Here is a 24289-nt window from a genome sequence, read left to right as displayed (position 1 = left end):
CTAATCTAAGGAGCCGCCTCAGGTAGATTACTTAGATGACGCATAAATATTAATTGCCCGCCGCCTGAATAGCAGTAAGTGCAATGGTAAATACAATATCATCCACCAGCGCACCGCGGCTTAAATCGTTAACTGGCTTTCTCATGCCCTGCAGCATTGGGCCAATACACACCAAGTCGAAGCTACGCTGCACCGCTTTATAAGTGGTGTTACCTGTGTTTAGGTCTGGGAAAACAAACACGTTCGCTTTACCGGCAACCGGGCTGTTTGGTGCCTTGCTCTTACCTACACTTTCAATGGCTGCAGCATCGTATTGAAGCGGGCCGTCGATAAGTAAATCGGGGCGTAGCTCTTGCGCAATTTTAGTAGCCTCACGCACTTTCTCTACATCGCTACCAGCACCTGACGAGCCTGTACTGTAACTTATCATAGCTACCCGTGGTTCAATGCCAAACATTTGCGCCGATTCCGCAGACTGAATCGCGATGTCGGCTAGCTGCTGAGCGTTGGGGTCAGGGTTGATGGCACAGTCGCCGTAAACCAAAACTTGATCTGGCAACAGCATGAAAAATACAGACGATACTAGTGATGCATTTTCCGCCGTTTTAATAAGCTGTAGTGCCGGGCGAATTGTATTAGCCGTGGTATTTACCGCGCCAGAGACTAGGCCATCCACATCGTCTTGCTGAAGCATCATTGTGCCTAAAGTTACATTATCTTCCAGTAACTCTTTTGCAACCACTTCAGTAACACCTTTGTGACCGCGCAGAGCCACTAAACCTTCAACGTAGTCATCTTTTATCTCACTAGGAGAAAGTATTTCTACGCCGTCGCTCAGTACCACACCTTGCTGCTCTGCTACTCGGCGTATTTCTGTTTCATCACCAATAAGTACCGGGCGCGCTAAACCACGCTTAGCACAGATCGAAGCCGCTACAACGGTTCTTGGTTCATTGCCTTCTGGCAGCACTATACGTTTGTTTACCTGCCTTGCGCGGTTGGTAAGATAGAAACGGAATGCTGATGGCGAAAGCTTTTTCTGGCGAGATACTTTTTGGGTTAGTGAATTCACCCAGCTTGCATCTAAGCTTTCTGCCGTATGCACCATCACCTTTTCGATACGTTGGCTGTCATCAACCGGCACTTCTTGGTTAAAAGCGTGAAGTGCCTGCGCTGTTTGCCATGTATTTGAATTTACCAACATTACTGGCAGGCCTGTTTCCATGGCTTGACTACATAATGCCATAATATTTTCATCGGGCTGGTAGCCACCGGTAAGCAAGAGCGCGCCTAGCTTAGTACCGTTTAACGCAGCCAAACAGCACGACACAAACACATCACCGCGGTCGCCTGACATCACTAGTAACGCACCTGGCTTGAGGGTGTGTGTCATATTGTGAATTTCTCGGGCGCAAAACGTAACGCTGCTTAAACGTCGTTCTGCCAATTCACCTTCATTTAACAAGCTAGCGTTCAAATGCTTTGCTACATCTGTAGCGCGAGGAGATACTAAGTCAGCACTCCAATCGATGGTACCAAGCAGGCTCAACCCTCTTTTGAAAATAGGCAAATCACGCAGTGCCTGCGTACGCTCTTCATCGTGCTCTGGCGCTTCTATTGCACCGATATCGGCACGAAGCCGACCGTGTTCATCAAAAGGCGCGTTAACCTTGTTGAAGATACAACCAACCACTTTTTGACTTTTATGACCGCCATAGGTATCAACAACTATTTCAAGGCGGTGATTAATATCTGTTGTCGACTCGTTGCCAGGCACCGCCACAAAAACAATATCGGCATCTAGAGCACGGCTAATTTCTAAATTCAAACGCTCCGCATAGGGATGATGACGGGTTGTCACCAGCCCTTCTATAACGGTTACCGCTTCTTTAGCGCTCTTTTCTTCAAATCGTTCAATAATTTCTTCTAACAGTTCATCAGTATTGTCGCTGCTGATCATGCGCTCTACGTATTCAAGTCCGAACGGCTCTATTGGCGACACACTGGCGTGATGGGCAATGATCGCTGTAGAGCGCTCTTCCCCATTGTCGCCCTTTCTAGGTTGGGCAACGGGTTTGAAAAAATTAAGCTTTATACCTTGTTCTTCTATTGCGCGAACAAGGCCCATGCTGACCGTGGTAAGGCCCACACTAGTGCCTACGGGGATCAACATAATTCTGCGAGACATAATTACTCCTGCTATTGCTAACGTTTCACCGTTGGCGTTGCTAGTTGAATTTACGCGAAGGTCGCAGCTTCAGCTGCAATTACCCATTCTTCATTAGTAGGGACGACATAAACAGAGGTTGATGCTGTATCAGTAGAAATTTTTCCACCTTGCCCAAATCGCGCGTCAGTATTTCTCTGCTCATCAAGGCTAATACCGAAGTGAGCGAAATATCCCATTGTCTTTTCTCGAATGAGAGACGAGTTTTCACCGATACCACCTGTAAAGACAATTGCATCTAACGTTGGCACAGCTACCATGTAGCCCGCTATGTATTTAGCCAAGCGATAGCAGAAAATTTCAATTGCCAAAAGTGCGCCTTCGTGACCTTCAAGTGCAGCATCTTCGAGGGTTCTGCAGTCGTTGCTAAGCTCTGAAATACCGAGCAAACCAGACTCTTTGTTTAATAAGTCGCTGATTTCATCTGCTGTCTTCCCTAGCTTTTTCTGTAGCGTACCGGGCAAGCTAGGGTCTAAGTCACCACATCGCGTGCCCATCACTAACCCTTCTAAAGGAATGAAACCAAGGCTAGTATCGACCGCCTGCCCCTTTTCAATGGCTGACACACTACAACCGTTGCCTAAATGCGCACTGATTATGCTGGTGTCTGAAACTGGCTTTTCAAGAATTTTCGCCATGCTATCAAGTATGAACTTATGGCTGGTTCCGTGAAAGCCGTAGCGTCTAATACCGTGCTCGCGATAAAGCGACATAGGTAGTGCATAAATAAAGGCTTTTTGCGGAAGTGTTTGAAAAAATGAAGTATCGAATACCACAACATGAGGCAAGTTTGGATATGCTGCCTGAGCGGTTACAATGCCTTTAAGGTTTGCCATATTGTGAAGCGGTGCCATGCTCGCATAATCTTCGATTGCTTCAAGCACGCTGTCATCTACAAGGGCAGCACCTTTAAACTTTTCTCCGCCGTGTACAACACGATGACCAATGGCAATAGGCTGTACACCTGTACTTGCAATAACCTCAGAGATAGCGTTGAGCGCTTCGGTATGACCTGCATTCTCAGAAAGTACACGTTTCTCCTTTTTACCCTTTAGTTTAAAAGATAAACTTGCATCTTTATTGCCTAACGCTTCAGCAATACCAGAGAGACCAGCTTCACCAGTATCAGCGTCGATAATGGCAAACTTTACTGAAGAGCTGCCACAGTTTAAAACGATAACTTCTTTTTTCATTTTCGTAATTTCAATTAATGTAGTAAGACATTTTGTTAAACCAATTGTAGCATTTCTAAGCAATTAGAGGGGTTAAACAAATGCTAAATGTTTTATAAAAATTATCGCATACTCTTATTTTATATAGGGTTTTATGGAAAATTTTCGCTAGGTTACCGCACCCCACTCTTATTTAGAAAATAATTACCCCCCATAATAACCATAAATTTCAATAACTTACCCATTACTAGCAATTATTTTATAAAATAATTCAACTTTCTTTCTTGAAAAGTATTTGGGCCATTCCTATATATGATTTGTCGGCGCTGAAGAGTCAGGTCGACGAAACCGCCGCCGCAGAGTCGGGGCATTTAAATTTTAAACATATTGCTTAATTTTGAGGATATGACTATGCGTACTATCGATCTATCTCCACTTTACCGTTCATTCATTGGTTCTGACCACCTAGCATCTCTTATTGATGCAGCATCTCGCGCAGAGAAACAGAGCACTTATCCGCCGTACAACATCGAGTTACTTGGCGATGACAAGTATCGCGTGACTATGGCAATTGCGGGCTTCAGTAAAGACGATGTGTCAATTCAGGTTGAAGAGAATACATTAACCATTACTGGAACCAAGAAAGCGGAAGCGGAAAACAAAGAAAGTAACGAACGTAAGTTCTTACATAAAGGCATCTCAGAGCGTAACTTTGAGCGTAAATTCCAGCTAGGCGACCATGTGAAAGTGTTGGCTGCAGATATGGAAAATGGTCTATTACATATCGATATGGAGCGAGTCATTCCTGAAGCCAAGAAGCCACGCCAAATAGAAATTGGTTCTCGTTTGCTTGAGAGTTAATACATAGTTTCTTGGTTTGTTTCCCAACTTTTAGCGGCGCCTCTCGGCGCCGTTTTTTTTGCTTTGGAAAACTGCAAGAATACACACTCTGCTGACCTAAATCTCGCTACTTAGCCATTGACGGCTTAGACATCATCAACTTCAAGTGTGTAATTAGCTTTACCCGACTCACCGGACGTAAATCTACCTCGGAAGGTTTTACCTGTAAGCTCTCCCGTAGCACTACCTTCAATAGATACGAATTCGCTACTGGCGATACCGTTTTCAAATTTACCGTTATGCTGAAGAGTAACGGTACCACGAGAACCATTTATCACCCCGACAAAGGTTTCAAAACCCGAAAATTTAGCAGTCAATTGAGATTGATAAGACATCAAGAACTCAACACTCGACTCGCCGCTCATTTCACCGGTGTACATCTGCTTAATGCTGGCGTGTGACAACTTTATTCCTTCAGCTTTTTCACTGAGTGTGTCTTCATTCCATTGCGTAATGGAAAAGCTTCCTTCAATTGACATAGATATCTCTTTTATTATTAGTTCCTTGGTAAGGTTTCCATAAACTAACTTCTAAAGCTGCAAGAAGGCAACCTGAAAATTGTAACTGTTGGTTTAAATAATCCCCTTAAGCATGGCCAAACCTAAAGCATTGCAGGTACTAGCATCTTTTATCTCTCCATTGATAACTTTTTCCTTCAAGGCAGTTAAGGAAAGCGGAACAACCTGCAAGTCTTCTTCTTCAACATCTAGTTTTTGTTCGCCTTGGGTCAACCCTTTAGCCACGTAAATATGGTACCCCTGATTACAAAAGCCGTATGCAAGATATTGAAAGCCTACATATTCCATTGATTCAGCAGTTAAGCCTGTTTCTTCTTTAAGCTCACCTTTTGCAAGCTCTACTGGATCAGCGTTGGGGTTGCTCTCCCATGCCCCTTGGGGGAGCTCAAGCTGTCGCTCTTTAATGGTATAGCGGTATTGCTCAACCATATACACGGTATCGCCCTCAATCGGTAAGATAATGGCAAAATCAGGCTTTTCCACCACACCGTATATGCCTTCACTCCCGCTACTGCGACGAATTTTGTCTTCTCTAAGGCGAAGCCATTTGTTTTCATAAATTACTTTTGAATCTAACGTTTCAATATCTGACACAATTCCCCCTCACTCGCTGTCTTTCTCGTTTCGAAGGAAGCCTGCGCTTTCTTCCGTGTCTTTAAGCGTTAAACGCTCCTCTGAATTTTGATTGAATGCGCGGGTCTGCTGATTGACTTGGTGAATGGTGCTCGCGTTAGCTAAATCTGATTCATTTGTGATGGACGCGATGGTTTCTCTACCGCGTAAAAAGGCTTTAATTTCATCAACAATTTCATTCAGTTCACCGTCGTTTTTGTTCATTCCCATAACAAAACGCGGAGCTTCCAGGTTATTCATACCACTAGTGGCAAATATTGATGTATTAATTCGACTAGTAATAATCCAAGGCGTAATACTACTTCTTACTACAACGTTTTCAGAACGCGTAGAATCGTGAATAGCCATCCCTGTTGAGACTCTTGATTCGGTATATGTACCTTCTGTTTTCATGTACATGAGTAAAGAATTAAAATTTAACTCACCCCAAAACATGTGAGAGGCGTTATTTAAAATACTGCCTGCTGCTCTGAAAGTAAGCCATGCAAATACAAGCATGAGCAAATTGTTTACCATCGAAAAAGCATTATTTAGTAATGCGCTATTATCTACGCCTATATTGATAACCAAATGAAGCAATTCAGCAAGCTGCACACCCGATGAGTAAAATAATACTGCTGAAACAACAACTGCGACTTGCGCCATAGCACTTAACGCGACTTTCGCACTTTTCGGCAACGCCAATCCTTCGCTTAGGGTTGGTTGAGTTTCAATCAATAGTTCTCCTTCGAAACTCCCTTTCCCTTCAGCCTGTTCTTTAAGCTTAGGAACAAAGTCAGCATATATTCTGTTTGGAACTTCTTTGTAGCGACGGTTGGCCAGAACAATATTTTCAATATTAATGAAGATCTCGTTGGGGTGAACAGACTCTTGCATATTTGCTCTAAATTCACTGACTTCAGTTTGAGGAGTGACTAAATCCATGCGCTTTTTAAGCAATGGAAATACAAGACCTATCACCACACCAATACTAATAAATAGATAGACGAAATTTAGCCAAGCGCTAAAAAAGGCATGTTCTTCTGACCAAGTTTTAAGTTCATTGATGTTGCTCCCCACTATGCCGTCAAGGAACACACCCGCTCCTAGGGGAACGACGAGAGCTAGACCAATGATTACGCCAATGGATAACCCACCCGCTTTAGCGAGTTGAGAGTTTCCTTCGTTATGGATCCCTTTCGCAGTGGATGTCCAATTGGCAACGAAATAGATAAGCAGTATCAGAGAAAGAATGGGCATAACGACCACTTTTGCTACTTCGCCTGCAAATCCATTACTTACAAGAAAATAAACGATAGCATAGGTGACTAAGCCCACGATAAGTGTTGCACCCATCGCGAGAATTTCTTGGGCAAGATGGCGTAATGGATAAGGTAAGAAAACTAGCTTCGGGAAAATACTGTGAACTAATCGAGCTAACCAGCCTTTTGGCTCTTCAAAAGTCGTGTTCCTTCTACCCATAAGCATAGAGTGAAGTGACTCTTTTGAGTAGAGTAGTGCTTTTTTCTCTGCTTGGGCAGCGTCTTGTTCAGATTTTGAGAAATTATACGCAAGAGAAGTAGGAACCGTTCTACCTACGAAAAAGCGCATGAGCTGTAATATTCCAACCGCAGTATGGCGTATTCCCGATACCACTAAAAAGAAGCCCACTGCTAACAAGGTATACCCTTTTACCTTATTAGCTTCAAATATTGCTGGCACTGAGAACACAACGTAAACCGCTAGCAATAGCGTCAACACACCACCAAGTGTTCTAAGCGTCCCTTCTGTCTTAAACGGGTTCTTTATACCTAGCGTTTGAGAACCAAAATCATATGCCATGATGCATCCTTTCGAAAACAAAAGGAAAAAGCATACTTAGAGTAAGTAGATTGGGCAATGACTTGTTGAGAATTTACAAATTAAAAGAGAAAGAAAAAGACTTTGAGTGTTTAAAATATGCGTTTAAATAAGGTCAGCGGCATTGCACCACTGACCGATAGTAATTAAATATACTCAACTTCGATGATTTCAACTTCAACTGCGCCCGCTGGCGTTTGAATAGTTACGGTATCATCAAGCTCTTTGCCGATAAGACCGCGAGCAATAGGAGAGTTAACTGAAATCAAGTTATTCTTAATATCAGCTTCGTCGTCACCAACAATACGATAAGTGGTTTCTTCATCGGTAACAACGTTAAGAATGGTTACGGTAGTACCGAAAATAACCTTACCGGTATTTTCCATTTTAGTAACGTCGATGATCTGTGCGTTTGAAAGCTTGCCTTCAATATCTTGAATGCGGCCTTCACAGAAGCTTTGCTGTTCACGGGCAGCGTGATATTCAGCGTTTTCTTTCAAATCACCATGCTCACGTGCTTCGGCAATAGACTCGATAATACGTGGGCGTGTTTTTGTTTTTAGCTCATTTAATTCGTCACGCAGCATTTGAGCGCCGCGCGCTGTCATTGGATACTGACTCATGAATACCGTCTCACTTAGCTAGTAATTTAAACAGAAAAGTGCGCCGCGAAGGCGCACTTTTTATTGGTTCACACAAATGTAATATTGCTAGGATACCTCGTATCCTAGCGTATGTCATTAGTGTTTGAGTCTAGCGTGTAGTTCTTGAACTGATGCCACTTTATTGCGGTCATCGGCAGACTTAGCACGGATAGTTGCAAACGCAGCGTTCATTGTCGTGGTGTAAGTCACCTTATTCACCAAGGCTTCACGACGAATGTATACTGAGTCTGTGATGGCTTGGCGACCTTCTGTTGTGTTGATCAAGTAAGCGTATTCGCCGTTCTTGATAGCATCAACAATGTTAGGACGACCTTCAGACATCTTGTTTACTACTGTGCTCATGATGCCCGCATCGTAAAGCTCGGTAGCCGTACCGCGGGTAGCTTCAATGCTAAAGCCCGCTTCAACCAACGCTTTTGCCAGAGCAATCATACGAGGCTTGTCGGTATCGCGTACTGATATAAGCGCTTTACCTTGCTTAGGTAGTGGCGCACCAGCACCTAAGTTAGCCTTCGCATAGGCTTCTTCGAAGGTATCACCAACGCCCATGACTTCACCCGTAGAGCGCATTTCTGGGCCTAGAAGTGGGTCAACACCTTGGAACTTAGCGAAAGGAAGCACCACTTCTTTCACAGAGTAGAACGGAGGAATCACTTCTTCTGTTACCCCCTGTTCGGCTAGGCTGACGCCAGCCATTGCACGTGCTGCTACTTTAGCAAGTGGAATACCCGTTGCTTTAGATACAAACGGCACGGTACGTGCTGCACGAGGGTTGACCTCGATGAGGTATACTTCACCGTCTTTAATCGCAAACTGTGTATTCATTAGACCGACTACGCCAAGTTCAAGCGCCATGGCTTTAACTTGCTCGCGCATGACATCCTGAATGTCTTTTGGTAGCGAGTGCGGAGGCAGTGAACACGCTGAGTCACCTGAGTGGACCCCGGCCTGCTCGATGTGTTCCATGATGCCGCCAATGACTACGTCTTTGCCATCGCAGATAGCGTCGATATCAACTTCAATAGCATCGTCTAGGAAACGGTCTAGCAGTACTGGCGCGTCGTTAGACACTTTAACCGCTTCGTTTAGGTAACGCTTAAGGTCTTTGATGTCATACACGATTTCCATCGCACGACCACCTAGCACATAGCTTGGGCGAACCACTAGCGGGAAGCCAATCTCTTCAGCCATAGTTAGCGCTTGCTCAACGTTAGTTACCGTGGCATTTGCAGGCTGCTTAAGATTAAGCTTGTTTACCATTTGCTGGAAGCGCTCACGGTCTTCAGCACGGTCAATCGCTTCTGGTGAGGTACCGATAACCGGAACACCAGCCGCCTCTAAAGCACGAGCAAGTTTAAGTGGCGTTTGACCACCATACTGCACGATAACGCCTTTTGGCTGCTCTTTAGCAACGATTTCAAGTACATCTTCCAGCGTTACTGGTTCGAAGTACAAACGATCTGACGTGTCGTAGTCGGTTGAAACCGTTTCAGGGTTACAGTTAACCATAATAGTCTCGTAACCGTCTTCGCGCATTGAAAGCGCCGCGTGAACACAGCAGTAGTCGAACTCGATACCTTGACCAATACGGTTTGGACCGCCGCCCAATACCATGATCTTGTCTTTGTCTGTAGGCGCTGCTTCACACTCTTCGTCATACGTTGAGTACATGTAAGCTGTGCTGGTAGAAAATTCTGCTGCACAAGTATCTACACGCTTGTAGACAGGAGAAATACCAAACCCGCGACGAGTATCACGAATATCGCTTTCTGCCACTTTGGTTAGTTCAGCAAGACGTGCATCAGAGAAACCTTTACGCTTGAGTGCACGCATAAAGTCAGCATCAATACCCGGTAAGCCAAGCTCAGCCACTTTTGCTTCAAGAAGGATAAGGTCTTCAAGCTGCACTAAGTACCAACGGTCGATGTTGGTAAGGTTGAATACTTCTTCAACCGTCATGCCCATACGGAATGCATCACCGATGTACCAAATTCGCTCTGCGCCAGGTTGACGAAGTTCGTAAACCACTTTATTGCGTGATTCAGGGTCTTCAAGGTCGACCATAGGGTTCAAACCTGAAGCGCCTACTTCAAGACCGCGAAGGGCTTTTTGAAGTGATTCCTGCTGGTTACGACCAATAGCCATTACCTCACCTACCGACTTCATCTGGGTAGTTAGACGGTCGTTAGCACCGGCAAACTTTTCAAAGTTGAAGCGTGGGATCTTAGTCACTACGTAGTCGATAGACGGCTCGAACGACGCTGGCGTTAAGCCACCTGTAATATCATTTGCTAATTCGTCTAGCGTGTAACCTACCGCAAGTTTTGCCGCTACTTTCGCAATTGGGAAGCCCGTTGCTTTAGAAGCAAGCGCAGATGAACGCGATACGCGAGGATTCATTTCGATGATAACTACACGACCTGTTTTCGGGTCTACACCGAACTGTACGTTTGAACCACCGGTTTCAACACCAATCTCACGCAGTACAGCCATAGCGGCATTACGCATCAGTTGGAATTCTTTGTCAGTCAGGGTTTGCGCTGGAGCAACGGTGATGGAGTCACCCGTGTGCACGCCCATAGGGTCGAAGTTTTCGATAGTACATACAATAATGCAGTTGTCCGCTTTATCTCGTACTACTTCCATTTCGTACTCTTTCCAGCCAAGCAAGGATTCATCGATAAGAAGCTCGTTGGTAGGAGAAAGATCAAGGCCGCGGTGACAAATTTCATTGAACTCGTCAATGTTATACGCGATACCGCCGCCGGTTCCACCCATGGTGAAAGACGGACGAATAATACAAGGGAAGCCGATTCGGCTTAACACATCGTGCGCTTCATCCATAGTGTGCGCAATTTCCGCACGTGGACACTCAAGGCCAATGTTTTTCATCGCTTTATCGAAACGTTCGCGGTTTTCTGCTTTATCGATAGCGTCTGCCGTAGCACCGATAAGCTCGCAGCCGAACTCTTCAAGTACGCCGTGCTTGTCTAGCTCTAGCGCACAGTTAAGCGCAGTTTGTCCACCCATTGTAGGTAAGATGGCATCTGGACGTTCTTTTTCGATGATCTTGCGAACCACTTCCCAGTGAATAGGCTCGATGTAAGTCGCATCTGCCATTTCTGGGTCGGTCATAATGGTTGCTGGGTTAGAGTTAACCAAAATAACACGGTAGCCTTCTTCTCGAAGGGCTTTACACGCTTGCGCGCCTGAATAATCGAATTCACAAGCCTGGCCGATGACAATAGGGCCAGCACCAATGATAAGAATACTTTTTATGTCGGTACGTTTTGGCATAGTTGGCTAATTCCTACTGCTTGTGTTGTTCAATAAGTTCGATGAAGTGGTCGAATAACGGCGCCGCTTCATGAGGACCTGGACTGGCTTCAGGGTGACCCTGGAAGCTAAACGCAGGCTTGTCGGTGCGATGAATACCTTGCAACGACTTGTCGAACAACGAAATGTGAGTTACTTCTAGGTTATCTGGCAAGCTAGACTCATCAACAGCAAAACCGTGGTTTTGGCTAGTGATCATAACTACATTGCGCTTAAGGTCTTTAACCGGGTGGTTTGCCCCGTGGTGACCAAACTTCATCTTAACTGTCTTCGCACCACTTGCGATAGCAAGCAGCTGGTGACCAAGACAAATACCAAATACTGGCGTACCGGTTTCGACGATAGTTTTGATTGCGGTTACTGCATAGTCACATGGCTCTGGGTCTCCCGGGCCATTTGACAAAAATACACCGTCAGGATTCATGGCTAGTACGTCTTCAGCAGGCGTTTGCGCTGGTACTAACGTAACTTTACAACCGCGGTCAGCAAGCATGCGAAGAATATTATTTTTAACACCGTAGTCGTAAGCAACAACGTGATATTTGAACTCACTTGGTGTTACATAGCCTTTGCCAAGTTCCCAACTGCCTTCTGTCCATGTTTTAGGCTCAGTAATGCTCACTACTTTTGCCAAATCCATACCTTTAAGGCCAGGGAAAGCTTTTGCTTGCGCTAGTGCGCTAGACTCGTCTAATTCATCAGAGCAAATAATGCAGCCATTTTGTGCACCTTTGTCTCGCAAGATACGCGTTAAGCGACGTGTATCAATATCGGCAATACCCACAACGCCTTTCGCTTTAAGGTATTCAGACAAAGTTTGCTGTTGACGAAAGTTACTAGCAACAAGAGGTAGGTCACGGATGATTAGACCTTTCGACCAGATTTTATCTGCTTCGACGTCTTCTTCGTTAGTGCCGGTGTTGCCAATGTGTGGATAAGTAAGGGTGATGAGTTGTTCAGCGTAGGATGGGTCGGTGAGAATTTCTTGATAGCCGGTCATGGAAGTATTAAAAACAACTTCCCCAACGGCGGAGCCTGTAGCGCCTATCGCCGTACCTTTAAAAACAGAACCATCCTCTAACACCAAAAGGGCAGAATTAGCCAAGTCAACCTCCAGATTAAGGATAACTATGTGTTTGTGCAGTTTTCTACACAAACCCCACAAAAAACGGGAGTTATTGAAAACAATACATCCCGTTTTACGATCTTTGCAGCTAATAAAACCGCACTCTTCAGCCATTTTAGTGGCTTCAGAATACGAAATTCTGGCAAATTCCGGCGAGTATACATCACTGACCGAAAATGGCAAATTTATTTGTAATAATTTACTAAAATAACGCTTTTACCACCTTTTTTGCGCAGAACCACCGAAAGTGCGGCTTATTGCTCATTTAAAGTGCAACTTTAGTTTAACACTTTAATAACGCCTTGGAGTTTGCATGCTTTTAAGCTTTAGCACGCTAGTATCCCAAAACGCCTACAGCTTTAAATCAAGTACATCAACCATGGAGTATAGACCAGGTTGTTTTCCATACAACCACTTTGCTGCATGCACTGCACCTTTTGCGAATGTAAGGCGACTCGACGCTTTATGCGTGATCTCTAAACGCTCACCAATGTCTGCAAACAGTGCGGTATGTTCACCAACAATGTCTCCTGCGCGAACTGTGGCAAAGCCGATGGTACCTTGGTCGCGTTCAGGCTCTTTCCCTTCCCTTCCGTATACAGCGCAGGCTTTTAAATCGCGGCCTAATTCGTCGGCAATAGCTTCACCAATAGCCATAGCTGTGCCCGAAGGCGCGTCTTGTTTAAATCTATGGTGGGCTTCGGTAATTTCGATATCAGCGGTTTCACCTAATACACTTGCAGCCTGGCGAACTAGCGAAAGCATTAAGTTCACGCCCACACTATAATTAGCAGCGAATACAATAGGAATGTGCTTTGCCGCTTCATCTAAAGCCGCTAACTGTGCATCGTTCAAACCGGTAGTACCGATTACAACAGGCATATTGTTTTTTACACACCACGCCAAATTACTTTCAATCACCGATGGCAAAGTAAAGTCGATCATCACATCGGCGTCGTTGCCACTCAAATTCGAAAGTGCAGTGCAATCGATGTCTTTTTTACCAATTCCGGCCAGCTCACCTACATTTAGGCCAATCCAAGGCGAATCATCGCGTACTGTAGCAACGCTAAGCTCAGCATTTTCATTTAAATCCAACGCTTCAACTAATACGCGCCCCATACGCCCGTTGGCGCCAAATAATCCTACTTTCATTTTATAGCTTTACACTTTTATTAACCTTCAACTATCAGGCATTTTGCCAAATGCAGGTACTATTGCAATGTGAGATTCATATTAAATACGCATAATTAGAAACCAATCGCCCCCACTCCCCTTTCGCTTAACTAATTTACTCGAAATACTATGTACGAAAATATTGGTTCAAACCTCATCTGCTCAGCAATAGGCTAATTATCTGCGAGCCATTGCTCGATAGCTTTTAAGATAAAACCTAATATTATGTAGTTGGGCTTTCTTGTGTTAACCGGCAAATTGGGCGACGCTATGGCCTAGATTTAATGACCTAGGTCTATTCAACTTTCTAAACACTTTTTGACGTGTACTTAAGCTAAACAGACCTACACAAAGCGTGAAATAAAATGACGATGCAGAAAACCCTTGTTTGGGACCTACCCACCCGCCTTTTTCATTGGCTGATTGTCGCGAGCCTATTAGCCCAATATGCCACCGTTGAATGGCTTGAAAACAAAGTGCAGTGGCATTTCTACATAGGGTATTTCACCTTATTTCTTATTGTGTTCCGCCTTATATGGGGAGTGGTTGGCACGCGCCACGCTAGGTTTAGCAGCTTCGTTACTGGCCCTAAAAAGGTTTTTAGCTATGTAAAAACGCTTTTTAACAGACAGTCAGAGCCTGCTATTGGGCACAACCCACTAGGCGGCTGGTTTGTTATTGTTATGCTGGTGCTATTGGCTATACAAGCCGTATCTGGACTATTTATGACAGACGATATTTTCTTAGACGGTCCTTATCGACAGTTAGCCAGTGAAGAAACATTGAGTTTGATGAACACCCTACACCACCTTGCGTTTGATGCATTACTTTATGTCATTGCATTGCATATAGGCGCAGTTATTTTTTACAGCGTATATAAAAAGCAAAAATTGGTTCCCGCCATGGTGCACGGTAGTAAAGACTCGATAAATGAATCAAAAACTGCAGGTATCGCGGACTCTCGACTGTTGCGCGCACTTGTTGTGGCGATTATTGCTGCGGCCTTCGTTTATGTGGCAATTGAAGTCTATCCACCAGAGCCACAAGTAAACGAATATTATTACTGAGCTACACAGCGATCTTTTTCAATCATCGCTTAACGATTGGCAGGTCTATAACGAGCGCGCCATTTAAAACCATAAAGGGGCAATCGCCCCTTTATTGATGAAAGAAAATGCCATAGGAAACTGCGTTTAACGTTATCCGCTTTTGGTCTTCTCTAGCATTCTCGCTTATAGCCCTCACGCCTTTTTGACGCTTGCTGTAACATCATATGGCAGCCGGTTCACGAACTAACCCTTTATCTCGCATTATCGATTCTATTTCTTCTACGCTTGACGGGTCATCGATAGTTGAAGGGACGGCGACAGTTTCGTTGGCGGCGATCTGACGCAGTAGTTTTCGAAGTATTTTACCTGACCGGGTTTTCGGTAAACGATTCACGACTATCGCTCGCTTAAAACAGGCTACTGGGCCAATTTTATCGCGAACTCGCTGAATCAAGTCCTGCTCTAGCGTTTTTTCATCCACATTCACACCATCTTTTAGTAGAACTAGCCCGACCGGTAGTTGTCCTTTCAGTGCATCATTAATCCCTATCACACTGCACTCGGCAATATCTGGATGCGCCGCAAGCACTTCTTCCATTTCACCGGTAGACAAGCGGTGACCGGCAACATTTATAACATCATCGGTGCGACCCATAATAAATACGTAACCTTCTTCATCTACATATCCGTTGTCGCCAGTACTATAGTACCCCTCAAATTCGCGTAAGTAGCCATCTACGAACCGTTGATGGTCTTGCCATATCGTTGTTAAGCAACCTGGGGGAAGTGGTAGTTGAATGGCAATAGCGCCTTTATCACCTGTTGTTTGCTGTATATCGAGCCCTTTTAACACCTTAACGTTAAAGCCTGGTGTTGGCACACTGGACGAACCCGGTTTTGTCTGCATTGGTTCAAGCCCCATAGGGTTTGAGCAGATAGGCCAGCCAGTCTCGGTTTGCCACCAGTGATCAATAACGGGTACACCCACTTTCTCGCTCGCCCAGTAATAAGTTGGAGGGTCAAGTCGCTCACCCGCCATAAATAAGGTACGTAAACTCGACGTGTCGTATTTGGATAAAAACGTGCCTTCGGGGTCGGCTTTTCTAATTGCTCGAAACGCAGTGGGTGCAGCAAAAAGTACATTTATCTTGTGCGATTCTATCATTCGCCAAAACGATCCTGCATCAGGGGTGCCAATCGGCTTACCCTCGTACATTACGGTTGTAGCGCCTTTGATGAGAGGGGCGTAGACAATATAGGAATGGCCCACCACCCAACCTACATCAGAGGCAGCCCAGAATACGTCGTCTTCGCTCGTACCGTATACGGCGCCCATTGAATAGTGTAATGCGACCGCATGACCGCCGTTATCTCGAACCACACCTTTAGGCTTACCAGTTGTGCCTGAAGTATAAAGAATGTAAAGAGGGTCAGTTGCATCAACGGCGACGGGAGAGGCAGGCTCGCTATTTTCAACCAGAGTATGCCAGTCGTAATCAGTTTCTTTGTTTAGCTCTGCAGTTAACTGTTCTCGCTGAAACAAAACGCATGCCGTAGGCTTATGCTCTGATATATCTACCGCCTCATCTACAAGGGGCTTATAGGGCAAAACTTTACTGCCCTCTATGCCGCAGGACGCTGTAACAATAGCCACTGGCTTCGCATCATCTATTCGTACAGCAAGTTCATTTGCTGCAAAACCGCCAAATACCACTGAATGCACCGCCCCTAATCGAGCACATGCAAGCATTGCGATTGCCGCCTGAGGGATCATTGGCATATAGATAATAACGCGATCGCCTTTCTTAACACCTAGGCGAGACAAGCCCCCGGCAAACTGTGCAACATCAGTAAGTAATTCGTTGTAGGTAAAGTGCTGGGTAGTTTGAGTAACAGGTGAGTCGTAGATAAGTGCGGTTTTATCACCACGGCCATTATTAACGTGATGGTCCAGTGCTAGGTAACTGGTGTTGAGCTGCCCTCCTCTAAACCAGTCATAGTAACCACTATCTGTTTTTTGGCATCCCTTCTCTGGCGGTTGAAACCACGCTATTTTGCGAGCTTGTTCCAACCAAAAATTATCTGGATGTTTGGTAGAGGCAATGTATTCGTTTTTATAAGTCATATCCATGTCCTGATTAGGGTGTATATCTACCCTACTTCAGTTCAATCAGACCTGCTTATAAGACTTATGGCGTAGGCCAACTAACAATTTGATTTACATTAATTTAAACTTAAAGAAACATTTTCAAATAGCGTAAAATTTCTAGTGAGTAGCCAAACGAGCGCTGATTTAAACGTATTTAATATTTTTCCCCACTAGCAACTAGTTCTGAGCATCGACGAATTTATCGCGCCAATCACCTATGCTCATCGGCTTATCTAAGTAATAACCCTGAAAAGCGCTACATCCACACGCCTTTGCTTCGTTTAATTGCCCTGTGGTTTCTATACCTTCTGCCACAGTATCGAGTTTTAGCGCTCTTGCCATGTTGCAAATATTTGTAACGAGCACGTTTTTCTCTTTCGAATCTTCTATTGCTTCAATAAAAACTTTATCAAATTTGAGCTCATTAATCGGAAGCGCTTGAAGTGAGCTAAGATTTGAGTCACCAATACCAAAATCATCAATAGATAAACTAAAACCTTGTTGGGCTAAATCTCTAACTCGGCGCTGTATTATGTTAACGCCTTTTATCAAAGCGCCTTCTGTCAATTCAAGTTTTAGACCCTTGTGTGGCACCCTCCACCTATTCACTATTGCTACAAATTTGCTGACAAAGTCAGCCCGCGCTAAATGCTTCGCACTTATATTGATTGATAGCTTAGTGTTTATACTCTTCTCGTGGCATTCGCTTAATAATTTACAAGCTTCATTACAAACCCATAATCCAATGTCGGCAATAAAATCGTTCTGCTCAGCAATGGGGATAAACTCCGCCGGCGTAACAACGCCAAGGTGAGGATGGTTCCATCTAAGCAACACTTCAGAGCTTACTAAGTTTCCACTACTACAATATTGAGGCTGAAGCTCAACGAATAACTCATTGTTGGCAATAGCTCTATTTAAGGAATGCTTTATATAGTTATAGCGGTCTATGTCGCTACCATCGATATGTAAATAAGTGTGCTCTCTCTCATCGTCTAAATAAACAATATCTTCATTGAAGGCCTTTCTAGACAATAGCTCTTTTATTTTTTTGAAGGAAAAGTACTTTATGGGGATAGCACAGCTCACTGTCTTGGTTTCGATAGCCAGTGAACTGTTGTGTAGAGTGATAGGGGCCAACACGTTATCTCTGAGATAATGGGCACACTGCTTAGCCACATTTTTCGCTGTATGGTCGTCCTTAAAATAATTTTCTAAGTGAAGAACAAAGTTGCCGCGATCGTATTTAAATACTCTCACTTCAAGCTGCCTATTGACGTCAAAAGCACGCACAAAGCGACTAGCTAATATACGCAGAATGTAGTCAACTGTGGGTTCTCCAAACGCGTCTTCATACTCTTTAACATTGACAATGCTAACCCGAATAAACACAGATAGCGCTTTCTCAGACGATGCTAATGCAGCTTTATCTAAAAGGTATTGCTCGAAATGATAAAAGTTAGAAAGTCCCGTCAAAGGGTCTGTTAACGCTAATTGTTTAAAGCGGTCTACTTCAAAATGCAAGTTTGAAACGGTGCGAATGCTTATAATAACCAAGTCTTGGTTATGTACCGTGCATGCTTTTAAGCTTACATCGCACGCTATTCTCTTACCGTTTTTGTGACGTATGCACTCGTTTATGGTCTCAACCTTACAGCAACGTGCAACGCCTTCGTCTAAATTTAACAAGTAGGAAGGCCCGTCACTATTTTGAACCTTCGTCGCTAGAAGCTTGATATCTTGCCCTATTAACTCTTCCGGCTGAAACCCCAATACATAGATAACCTGTTCGTTTGCCGACAGTATGGTGCCATTCTTATCAATGCTGAGAACCACGCTATCAACAGCATTTAAGATACTTGTTAGATAGTCTGTATAATTATGTTGTGAATCAGAAAGTCTCTGAGTTTCTGTTTCATCCTGCACGACACCATATAAGCGAGTAAGTTTTAAGCCCAAATTAGTCTGACGCTCAACCTGTAAAAATACGGTTAGCTTTATATTTCTAGTTCGCCCTTGTTTATCGGAAATAGTGAGATGCTTTGCAAAGTGCCTTTGTTTCTTAATCGCTTTGAGAATTCGTTGTTTAAGGTTATCTCTGTCTTCAAATGAAATAACTTCGAGCACATCTTGTAGGTTAACGCTTTTTGAATGTAGCAGTCCCAGCAGGCTTTTCATTATTTGAGTTGAAGAAAACGCGCCGGTGAACCTGTCTATTTGCCACGCCCCTACTTTTGAAATAGCGCTTACCTCTTCAAGGAGTGACAATTGCTCTGACAACTTATCTGAATAAGGGTGCCTAGCAAGTTCATAGAGGTAGTTTAATTCGACCTTCTGGCGCAGAATATCCACGTAAGTATGTTGGTGTGCATTTAAGTTGCTGTTTCTCACAAATGTAAGCACAACCCCCAACACGTCATTTTGCATATCTCTTACCGACGCCACAACGACATATTGTTCACGAAAATGCTTAAGTGATTGGGGTAAGGTGAATTCTCTTGCCGGTAATGGTGCGCTCATCGGTGTTAAAGGCAGCATGAGTAGTGTATGGGGCGGGAAAACGATGTGATGTGATTCAATTTCTGAGTGCTCACTATCGCTTGCTATAACGGTGGCGCGGCCACTGTTTGGGTTTATCGAAACCAATAATATACAAGGTGACTCTATTTTATCCCTATTTTCAGTTAATAACGCAGAAATACTATTCTGCGTTGTGCGCATTGTGGAAAGCATGCGCTCACTGCGTAAATCCATCTAACTAGGTCCTCGAGAACAATAATACTCGCATACAAAAGCACCTCCCCCATTGATTTAACCAGATGGGTAGAGTGTTGTTTGCGCTTTTGCGCTTCGTTATTTTCCAACAGTGACACGTTACCTTATTAGTAAATGCTGTTTTAATACATTTGTAGGTAAGATATTTATCATGAATATGAGTTATTAATATGTTGGTTTTTCATTCACAAACATAGACAAAAATTGTACAAATTTCCAGCATTTTGTAGCTATAGGGAGGTAAAAAAGATTAAGCCGAAGAGGCGAAATAAAGAGTGAGGAAGTTAACGTTTGCTACTTGCCGAAGATTTATAAAACAATTATTAGAATATTTTCAAGCCTCAGCACGCCTATCGAAAGGTTAGAGGTTGAAAAAGTAGGTGTTAACAGAATAGATGCTGAGAGAACAAGTGCTGTTGAGCAGTGATAGAACACTGACGTCAACAGCACCTAAAATTTAGTCTTTTTTGTAGTCATCGTGGCAAGACTTACAGCTTGCACCGATTTTACCTATAGCACCGCGATACGCGCTCTCGTCACCTGCATCCACTGCAGCCTGTAGACCTTGTGCGGCCGTTTTAAGTGCCATCACTTTCTTTTCTACATCTGAGAAGTTTTCCCAAATTTCATCCTTCGCACCGGTCTCTACGTCAAACTTACGCGTGTCGACAGCAAGATAGTCACCCATCATATCGGCAAGTTGCTCAAGACGCACAGCGTTAGTCTGCATTACGCTTTCGTCAAAAGGTAGCGCACCTTTTGCCATACCGCCCAATGGGCCCATGTTACTACGAACTAACTGAAAAACCGCTTGGCGGTACTGAGTTGCTGCTTTAGCGTGCTTTTCAGAAGAAGCTTCAGTTACTTCAGCTAACGCTGAACCTGAAATTACTGCGCTAACGGTAGCTGCTACAATCATCGCTTTATTGAATAGTCTCATGCCTGTTCCCTTTTTTTAATTACTGGTTATCTACTTTTACGTTTGCAGATATTTTACCTTTTACTTATAAGCCTATCGTGACGAATAGTTCGTTTTAGCGCAAGAAATTTAACGGTGAACAAACGCTTTCAAGGGATTAGCCGCGCGTAAATTTGGTTTTAACGAATAGACGAACTACAAAGGGACACCCACTTACTTCACCTTCACAAAGTACAGATTCGGACAGACACTCGCCCTACTCTTACAAAGTACAGTTTCGGACAGTCACTCGCCCTACTCTCACAAAGCAAAGTACAGTTTCGGACAGACACTCAATATTATCTCGTTTACAGATTAAAGCCATCCGAACAAACTGTAGGTTCGGGGAAAGAGGCACTCAGATACAAAAACGCCCTCATAAATGAGGGCGTTTGAACTTTGATTGAAGCAAAGAAACTAGTTGGTTAAGTCGTCAAAGAATTTTTTCACGCCATCGAAGAAGCCTTGCGCTTTGGGGCTGTGCTTGCTTGAAGCTTTACCCATAGACTCTTCTAGCTCTTGAAGTAGCTCTTTTTGGCGTGATGATAAGTTAACTGGTGTCTCAACCACAACCTTACACATCAAGTCGCCCATAGCGCCGCTTCGAACAGACTTAACGCCTTTGCCGCGTAATCGGAACATACGACCAGTCTGCGTTTCGGCGCTAATCTTCAGCTTCACCTTACCATCTAACGTTGGTACTTCAAGTTCGCCGCCGAGTGCAGCTGTAGTAAAGCTTAGCGGTACTTCGCAATACAGGTTGTTGCCGTCGCGTTGGAAGATGTCGTGTTCACGAACGTGTACTTGAACGTACAGGTCACCTGCTGGCGCACCGTTTTCACCCGCTTCGCCTTCGCCAGAAAGACGAATACGATCGCCTGTGTCTACGCCTGCTGGGATCTTAACATTAAGAGTCTTAGTCTTTTCTTTGCGACCATGACCGTGACAGCTGTTACAAGGATCTTCAATAATCTTGCCCTTGCCTGAACAAGTCGGACAGGTTTGCTGTACAGCAAAGAAACCTTGGCGCATTTGAACCTGACCGTTGCCGTGGCAGGTTGGACAGGTTTTAGGTGAAGAACCTTTTTTCGCGCCTGAGCCGTCGCACACGTCACATTCGACCAGCGTAGGTACGCGAATATCAACGCTCTTACCGCGAACTGCTTCTTCTAAACTTAGCTCTAGGTTGTAACGTAAGTCTGAACCTTGACGAGCACGCGACTGACGTCCACCGCGACCACCGCCGCCAAAGATATCACCAAAAACATCGCCAAAGATATCGCCGAAGTCGGCACCACCACCGAAGCCGCCGCCACCGCGGTTTGGATCAACACCTGCGTGGCCGTATTGGTCGTATGCTGCACGCTTCTGCGAATCTGACAGAATTTCGTAGGCTTCCTGGATTTCTTTAAACTTATCTTCCAGGCCTTTATCGCCTTGCGTACGGTCAGGGTGATATTTCATCGCAAGCTTTTTATACGCTTTTTTAATTTCACGTTCGCCCGCGCTTTTATCTACCCCGAGTACCTCGTAGTAGTCTCGTTTCGACATATCGTTTACATATCCTACTTTTTTGTCGACAAGCATGTAATGCTTATCGAATCTACATCTGACTGTTGTGAAAATAACCTGATTGGCTGCTCAATAACGCCAATTCACTTACACCAAGTTATTTACACAACAAAGGCGCAACAAGAATATCCTGTTGCGCCTGAACTGCTTACACAGCCCGGCGCGCCGGGCTAATCACAACAGTTTACTTTTTATCGTCTTCTTTCACTTCTTCAAATTCTGCGTCAACAACGTCATCGTTTGCTTGACCAGAAGAAGCTTGCTGCTCAGCGCCTTCTGCGCCACCAGCTGCTGCTTGTTGAGCTTGCGCCGCTTCCATCAGCTTGCTAGACGCCTGAATAAGTTCTTGCGTTTTCGCTTCGATTTCCGCTTTGTCTTCGCCTTTAGACGCTGTTTCTAGCGCAGTAAGGGCTTCTTCAATTGGCGCTTTGTCTTCTGCACTTAGTGCATCGCCAACTTCTTCAAGCTGCTTACGTGTAGCGTGGACCATGCCATCAGCTTGGTTGCGCGCTTGAATTAGCTCTTCAAACTTCGCATCCGCTTCTTTGTTCGCTTCTGCGTCTGCTACCATTTTTTCCACTTCTTCATCGCTTAGGCCTGAAGAAGCTTTTATAGTGATCTTCTGCTCTTTACCTGTGTCTTTATCTTTCGCAGACACGTGTAGGATACCGTCAGCATCTAGGTCGAAAGTAACTTCGATTTGCGGCACACCGCGCGCTGCTGGACGAATGCCTTCAAGGTTGAACTGACCAAGAGACTTGTTGCCGCTTGATTGCTTACGCTCACCTTGTAGTACGTGTACTGTTACCGCAGACTGGTTGTCTTCCGCTGTAGAGAAGGTTTGCGACTTCTTAGTAGGGATAGTCGTGTTTTTCTCGATAAGCGCAGTCATTACACCACCCATTGTCTCGATACCTAGAGACAGAGGTGTTACGTCTAGAAGTAGTACGTCTTTAACGTCACCAGAAAGTACACCACCTTGAATTGCCGCACCTACCGCTACTGCTTCATCAGGGTTAACGTCTTTACGTGGCTCTTTGCCGAAGAACTCAGTTACATACTTCTGTACTAGCGGCATACGCGTTTGACCACCAACAAGGATGATATCGTTGATGTCGCCTACAGATAGATCCGAGTCAGCTAGTGCTTGCTTAAGTGGATTAAGCGAGTTTTTCACTAGGTCTTCAACCAAAGACTCAAGTTTCGCACGAGTTAGCTTAATCGCTAAGTGCTTAGGACCTGTTGCATCAGCCGTGATGTAAGGCAGGTTAACTTCAGTCTGTTGTGAAGAAGAAAGTTCGATTTTCGCTTTTTCACCGGCTTCTTTAAGACGCTGCATTGCAAGCGGGTCTTTACGTAGGTCGATTCCTTGATCTTTCTTAAACTCTTCAACTAGGTAGTTAATAACACGGTTATCGAAGTCTTCACCACCAAGGTGTGTGTCACCGTTAGTCGCTAGTACTTCAAACGTGTGCTCGCCGTCTACCTCATCGATTTCGATGATAGAGATATCGAAGGTACCACCACCTAAGTCGTAAACTGCAACAACGTTGTCGCCTTGCTTTTTGTCCATGCCGTAGGCAAGAGCAGCAGCTGTCGGCTCGTTAATGATACGCTTAACTTCAAGACCTGCGATGCGACCCGCATCTTTAGTTGCTTGACGCTGAGAATCGTTAAAGTAAGCAGGAACAGTAATTACTGCGCCAGTTACTTCTTCGCCAAGGTAGTCTTCAGCGGTCTTCTTCATTTTCTTAAGTACTTCAGCAGAAACCTGAGGAGGCGCCATTTTTTCGCCTTTAGCTTCTACCCACGCATCACCGTTATCAGCACCTACGATTTTGAAAGGCATGATGTCGATGTCGCGCTGTACTTCTTTATCTTGGAAGCGACGACCAATTAGACGCTTAATAGCGAATAAGGTGTTTTCAGGGTTAGTTACCGCCTGACGCTTCGCTGATTGACCTACAAGTGTTTCACCATCGTTTGTGTAAGCGATGATTGAAGGTGTTGTACGATCGCCTTCCGCGTTTTCAATTACGCGAGGTTTGTCGCCGTCTAGAACTGCGACACATGAATTCGTTGTACCTAAGTCGATACCAATGATTCTACCCATTTCGTGTCTCCGAATGATTTTCTTAATACTGTACTTTTAGTGGGGTTATTCCCCGCCTTTTCAATAGATGCCAGTAAAAAA

17 protein-coding genes are annotated in these 24289 nt (G+C 44.5%); 3 read left to right on the top strand and 14 right to left on the bottom strand.

What is annotated here, in order from left to right; all coding sequences use genetic code 11:
- Positions 1 to 49: 49 nt before the first annotated feature.
- Entirely contained in the window at positions 50 to 2188 is a 2139-nt protein-coding gene (gene pta, locus ACXAER_RS15630; RefSeq protein WP_474830856.1) for a phosphate acetyltransferase, read from the bottom strand.
- 50 nt (positions 2189 to 2238) lie between these two features.
- Positions 2239 to 3420, bottom strand: a complete 1182-nt coding sequence (locus ACXAER_RS15625; RefSeq protein ID WP_474830854.1) for an acetate kinase — start codon at positions 3418 to 3420, stop codon at positions 2239 to 2241.
- A gap of 390 nt (positions 3421 to 3810) precedes the next feature.
- Between ACXAER_RS15625 and ACXAER_RS15620 the strand changes: the two genes are divergently transcribed.
- On the top strand, positions 3811 to 4260 hold the full coding sequence (locus ACXAER_RS15620; RefSeq protein ID WP_474830852.1) for an Hsp20 family protein: 450 nt from the start codon (positions 3811 to 3813) through the stop codon (positions 4258 to 4260).
- Between the two features lie 125 nt (positions 4261 to 4385).
- Here ACXAER_RS15620 and ACXAER_RS15615 read toward each other — a convergent pair whose 3' ends face one another.
- From ACXAER_RS15615 to dapB, 7 genes are all read right to left on the bottom strand, one after another.
- A complete protein-coding gene (locus tag ACXAER_RS15615) occupies positions 4386 to 4778 on the bottom strand; it encodes a DUF3224 domain-containing protein (RefSeq protein WP_474830850.1) in 393 nt (130 codons plus the stop codon).
- Positions 4779 to 4871: 93 nt separating this feature from the next.
- Entirely contained in the window at positions 4872 to 5411 is a 540-nt protein-coding gene (locus ACXAER_RS15610) for an NUDIX domain-containing protein (protein WP_474830848.1), read from the bottom strand.
- A gap of 9 nt (positions 5412 to 5420) precedes the next feature.
- Positions 5421 to 7271 carry a hypothetical protein gene (locus tag ACXAER_RS15605; RefSeq protein WP_474830846.1) on the bottom strand — a complete coding sequence of 617 codons (1851 nt, stop codon included), beginning with the start codon at positions 7269 to 7271 and terminating at the stop codon, positions 5421 to 5423.
- A 164-nt stretch (positions 7272 to 7435) separates the two neighbouring features.
- On the bottom strand, positions 7436 to 7912 hold the full coding sequence (gene greA / locus ACXAER_RS15600) for a transcription elongation factor GreA (protein ID WP_474830845.1): 477 nt from the start codon (positions 7910 to 7912) through the stop codon (positions 7436 to 7438).
- A gap of 117 nt (positions 7913 to 8029) precedes the next feature.
- Positions 8030 to 11251, bottom strand: a complete 3222-nt coding sequence (gene carB, locus ACXAER_RS15595) for a carbamoyl-phosphate synthase large subunit (RefSeq protein WP_474830843.1) — start codon at positions 11249 to 11251, stop codon at positions 8030 to 8032.
- A gap of 13 nt (positions 11252 to 11264) precedes the next feature.
- Complete coding sequence (gene carA / locus ACXAER_RS15590) at positions 11265 to 12395, bottom strand: glutamine-hydrolyzing carbamoyl-phosphate synthase small subunit (RefSeq protein WP_039230462.1); 1131 nt, start codon at positions 12393 to 12395, stop codon at positions 11265 to 11267.
- A 372-nt stretch (positions 12396 to 12767) separates the two neighbouring features.
- The gene (gene dapB, locus ACXAER_RS15585) at positions 12768 to 13571 is read right to left on the bottom strand and encodes a 4-hydroxy-tetrahydrodipicolinate reductase (protein WP_474830841.1); all 804 of its coding nucleotides are present in this window, start codon (positions 13569 to 13571) and stop codon (positions 12768 to 12770) included.
- Between the two features lie 392 nt (positions 13572 to 13963).
- On the opposite strand from dapB, the gene ACXAER_RS15580 reads away from it, so the two are divergent.
- Complete coding sequence (locus ACXAER_RS15580; RefSeq protein ID WP_474831279.1) at positions 13964 to 14659, top strand: cytochrome b/b6 domain-containing protein; 696 nt, start codon at positions 13964 to 13966, stop codon at positions 14657 to 14659.
- 202 nt (positions 14660 to 14861) lie between these two features.
- Here the strand turns inward: ACXAER_RS15580 and ACXAER_RS15575 are convergent, their stop codons facing one another.
- The 4 genes from ACXAER_RS15575 to dnaJ all read right to left on the bottom strand — a co-directional run bounded on the left by ACXAER_RS15575 (position 14862) and on the right by dnaJ (position 22074).
- Positions 14862 to 16766 carry a propionyl-CoA synthetase gene (locus tag ACXAER_RS15575; RefSeq protein ID WP_474830839.1) on the bottom strand — a complete coding sequence of 635 codons (1905 nt, stop codon included), beginning with the start codon at positions 16764 to 16766 and terminating at the stop codon, positions 14862 to 14864.
- Between the two features lie 201 nt (positions 16767 to 16967).
- Entirely contained in the window at positions 16968 to 19544 is a 2577-nt protein-coding gene (locus tag ACXAER_RS15570; RefSeq protein ID WP_474830837.1) for an EAL domain-containing protein, read from the bottom strand.
- A gap of 478 nt (positions 19545 to 20022) precedes the next feature.
- Entirely contained in the window at positions 20023 to 20505 is a 483-nt protein-coding gene (locus ACXAER_RS15565) for a c-type cytochrome (RefSeq protein WP_474830835.1), read from the bottom strand.
- A 435-nt stretch (positions 20506 to 20940) separates the two neighbouring features.
- Positions 20941 to 22074 (bottom strand): molecular chaperone DnaJ, encoded by a 1134-nt coding sequence (gene dnaJ, locus ACXAER_RS15560; RefSeq protein ID WP_015066791.1) that lies wholly within the window; start codon positions 22072 to 22074, stop codon positions 20941 to 20943.
- 39 nt (positions 22075 to 22113) lie between these two features.
- Here dnaJ and ACXAER_RS15555 point away from each other — a divergent pair, with 39 nt between their 5' ends.
- Positions 22114 to 22269, top strand: coding sequence for a hypothetical protein (locus ACXAER_RS15555; RefSeq protein WP_474830833.1), 156 nt, complete (start codon positions 22114 to 22116; stop codon positions 22267 to 22269).
- A gap of 10 nt (positions 22270 to 22279) precedes the next feature.
- Here the strand turns inward: ACXAER_RS15555 and dnaK are convergent, their stop codons facing one another.
- Positions 22280 to 24208 carry a molecular chaperone DnaK gene (dnaK, locus tag ACXAER_RS15550; RefSeq protein ID WP_474830831.1) on the bottom strand — a complete coding sequence of 643 codons (1929 nt, stop codon included), beginning with the start codon at positions 24206 to 24208 and terminating at the stop codon, positions 22280 to 22282.
- Positions 24209 to 24289 lie beyond the last annotated feature (81 nt).

It is taken from the genome of Alteromonas sp. AWJ4_199 (genome assembly GCF_056159165.1).
The sequence above is the reverse complement of the archived record's forward strand: the minus strand, read 5'-3'. Positions and strand labels throughout refer to the sequence as shown.

What these genes read in the sequence shown, in the direction of transcription:
- pta (WP_474830856.1), bottom strand. Translation starts at nt 2,188, where the DNA reads ATGTCTCGCAGAATTATGTTGATCCCCGTAGGCACTAGTGTGGGCCTT.
- ACXAER_RS15625 (WP_474830854.1), bottom strand. Translation starts at nt 3,420, where the DNA reads ATGAAAAAAGAAGTTATCGTTTTAAACTGTGGCAGCTCTTCAGTAAAG.
- ACXAER_RS15620 (WP_474830852.1), top strand. Translation starts at nt 3,811, where the DNA reads ATGCGTACTATCGATCTATCTCCACTTTACCGTTCATTCATTGGTTCT.
- ACXAER_RS15615 (WP_474830850.1), bottom strand. Translation starts at nt 4,778, where the DNA reads ATGTCAATTGAAGGAAGCTTTTCCATTACGCAATGGAATGAAGACACA.
- ACXAER_RS15605 (WP_474830846.1), bottom strand. Translation starts at nt 7,271, where the DNA reads ATGGCATATGATTTTGGTTCTCAAACGCTAGGTATAAAGAACCCGTTT.
- greA (WP_474830845.1), bottom strand. Translation starts at nt 7,912, where the DNA reads ATGAGTCAGTATCCAATGACAGCGCGCGGCGCTCAAATGCTGCGTGAC.
- carB (WP_474830843.1), bottom strand. Translation starts at nt 11,251, where the DNA reads ATGCCAAAACGTACCGACATAAAAAGTATTCTTATCATTGGTGCTGGC.
- dapB (WP_474830841.1), bottom strand. Translation starts at nt 13,571, where the DNA reads ATGAAAGTAGGATTATTTGGCGCCAACGGGCGTATGGGGCGCGTATTA.
- ACXAER_RS15580 (WP_474831279.1), top strand. Translation starts at nt 13,964, where the DNA reads ATGCAGAAAACCCTTGTTTGGGACCTACCCACCCGCCTTTTTCATTGG.
- ACXAER_RS15575 (WP_474830839.1), bottom strand. Translation starts at nt 16,766, where the DNA reads ATGACTTATAAAAACGAATACATTGCCTCTACCAAACATCCAGATAAT.
- ACXAER_RS15570 (WP_474830837.1), bottom strand. Translation starts at nt 19,544, where the DNA reads ATGGATTTACGCAGTGAGCGCATGCTTTCCACAATGCGCACAACGCAG.
- ACXAER_RS15565 (WP_474830835.1), bottom strand. Translation starts at nt 20,505, where the DNA reads ATGAGACTATTCAATAAAGCGATGATTGTAGCAGCTACCGTTAGCGCA.
- dnaJ (WP_015066791.1), bottom strand. Translation starts at nt 22,074, where the DNA reads ATGTCGAAACGAGACTACTACGAGGTACTCGGGGTAGATAAAAGCGCG.
- ACXAER_RS15555 (WP_474830833.1), top strand. Translation starts at nt 22,114, where the DNA reads ATGCTTATCGAATCTACATCTGACTGTTGTGAAAATAACCTGATTGGC.
- dnaK (WP_474830831.1), bottom strand. Translation starts at nt 24,208, where the DNA reads ATGGGTAGAATCATTGGTATCGACTTAGGTACAACGAATTCATGTGTC.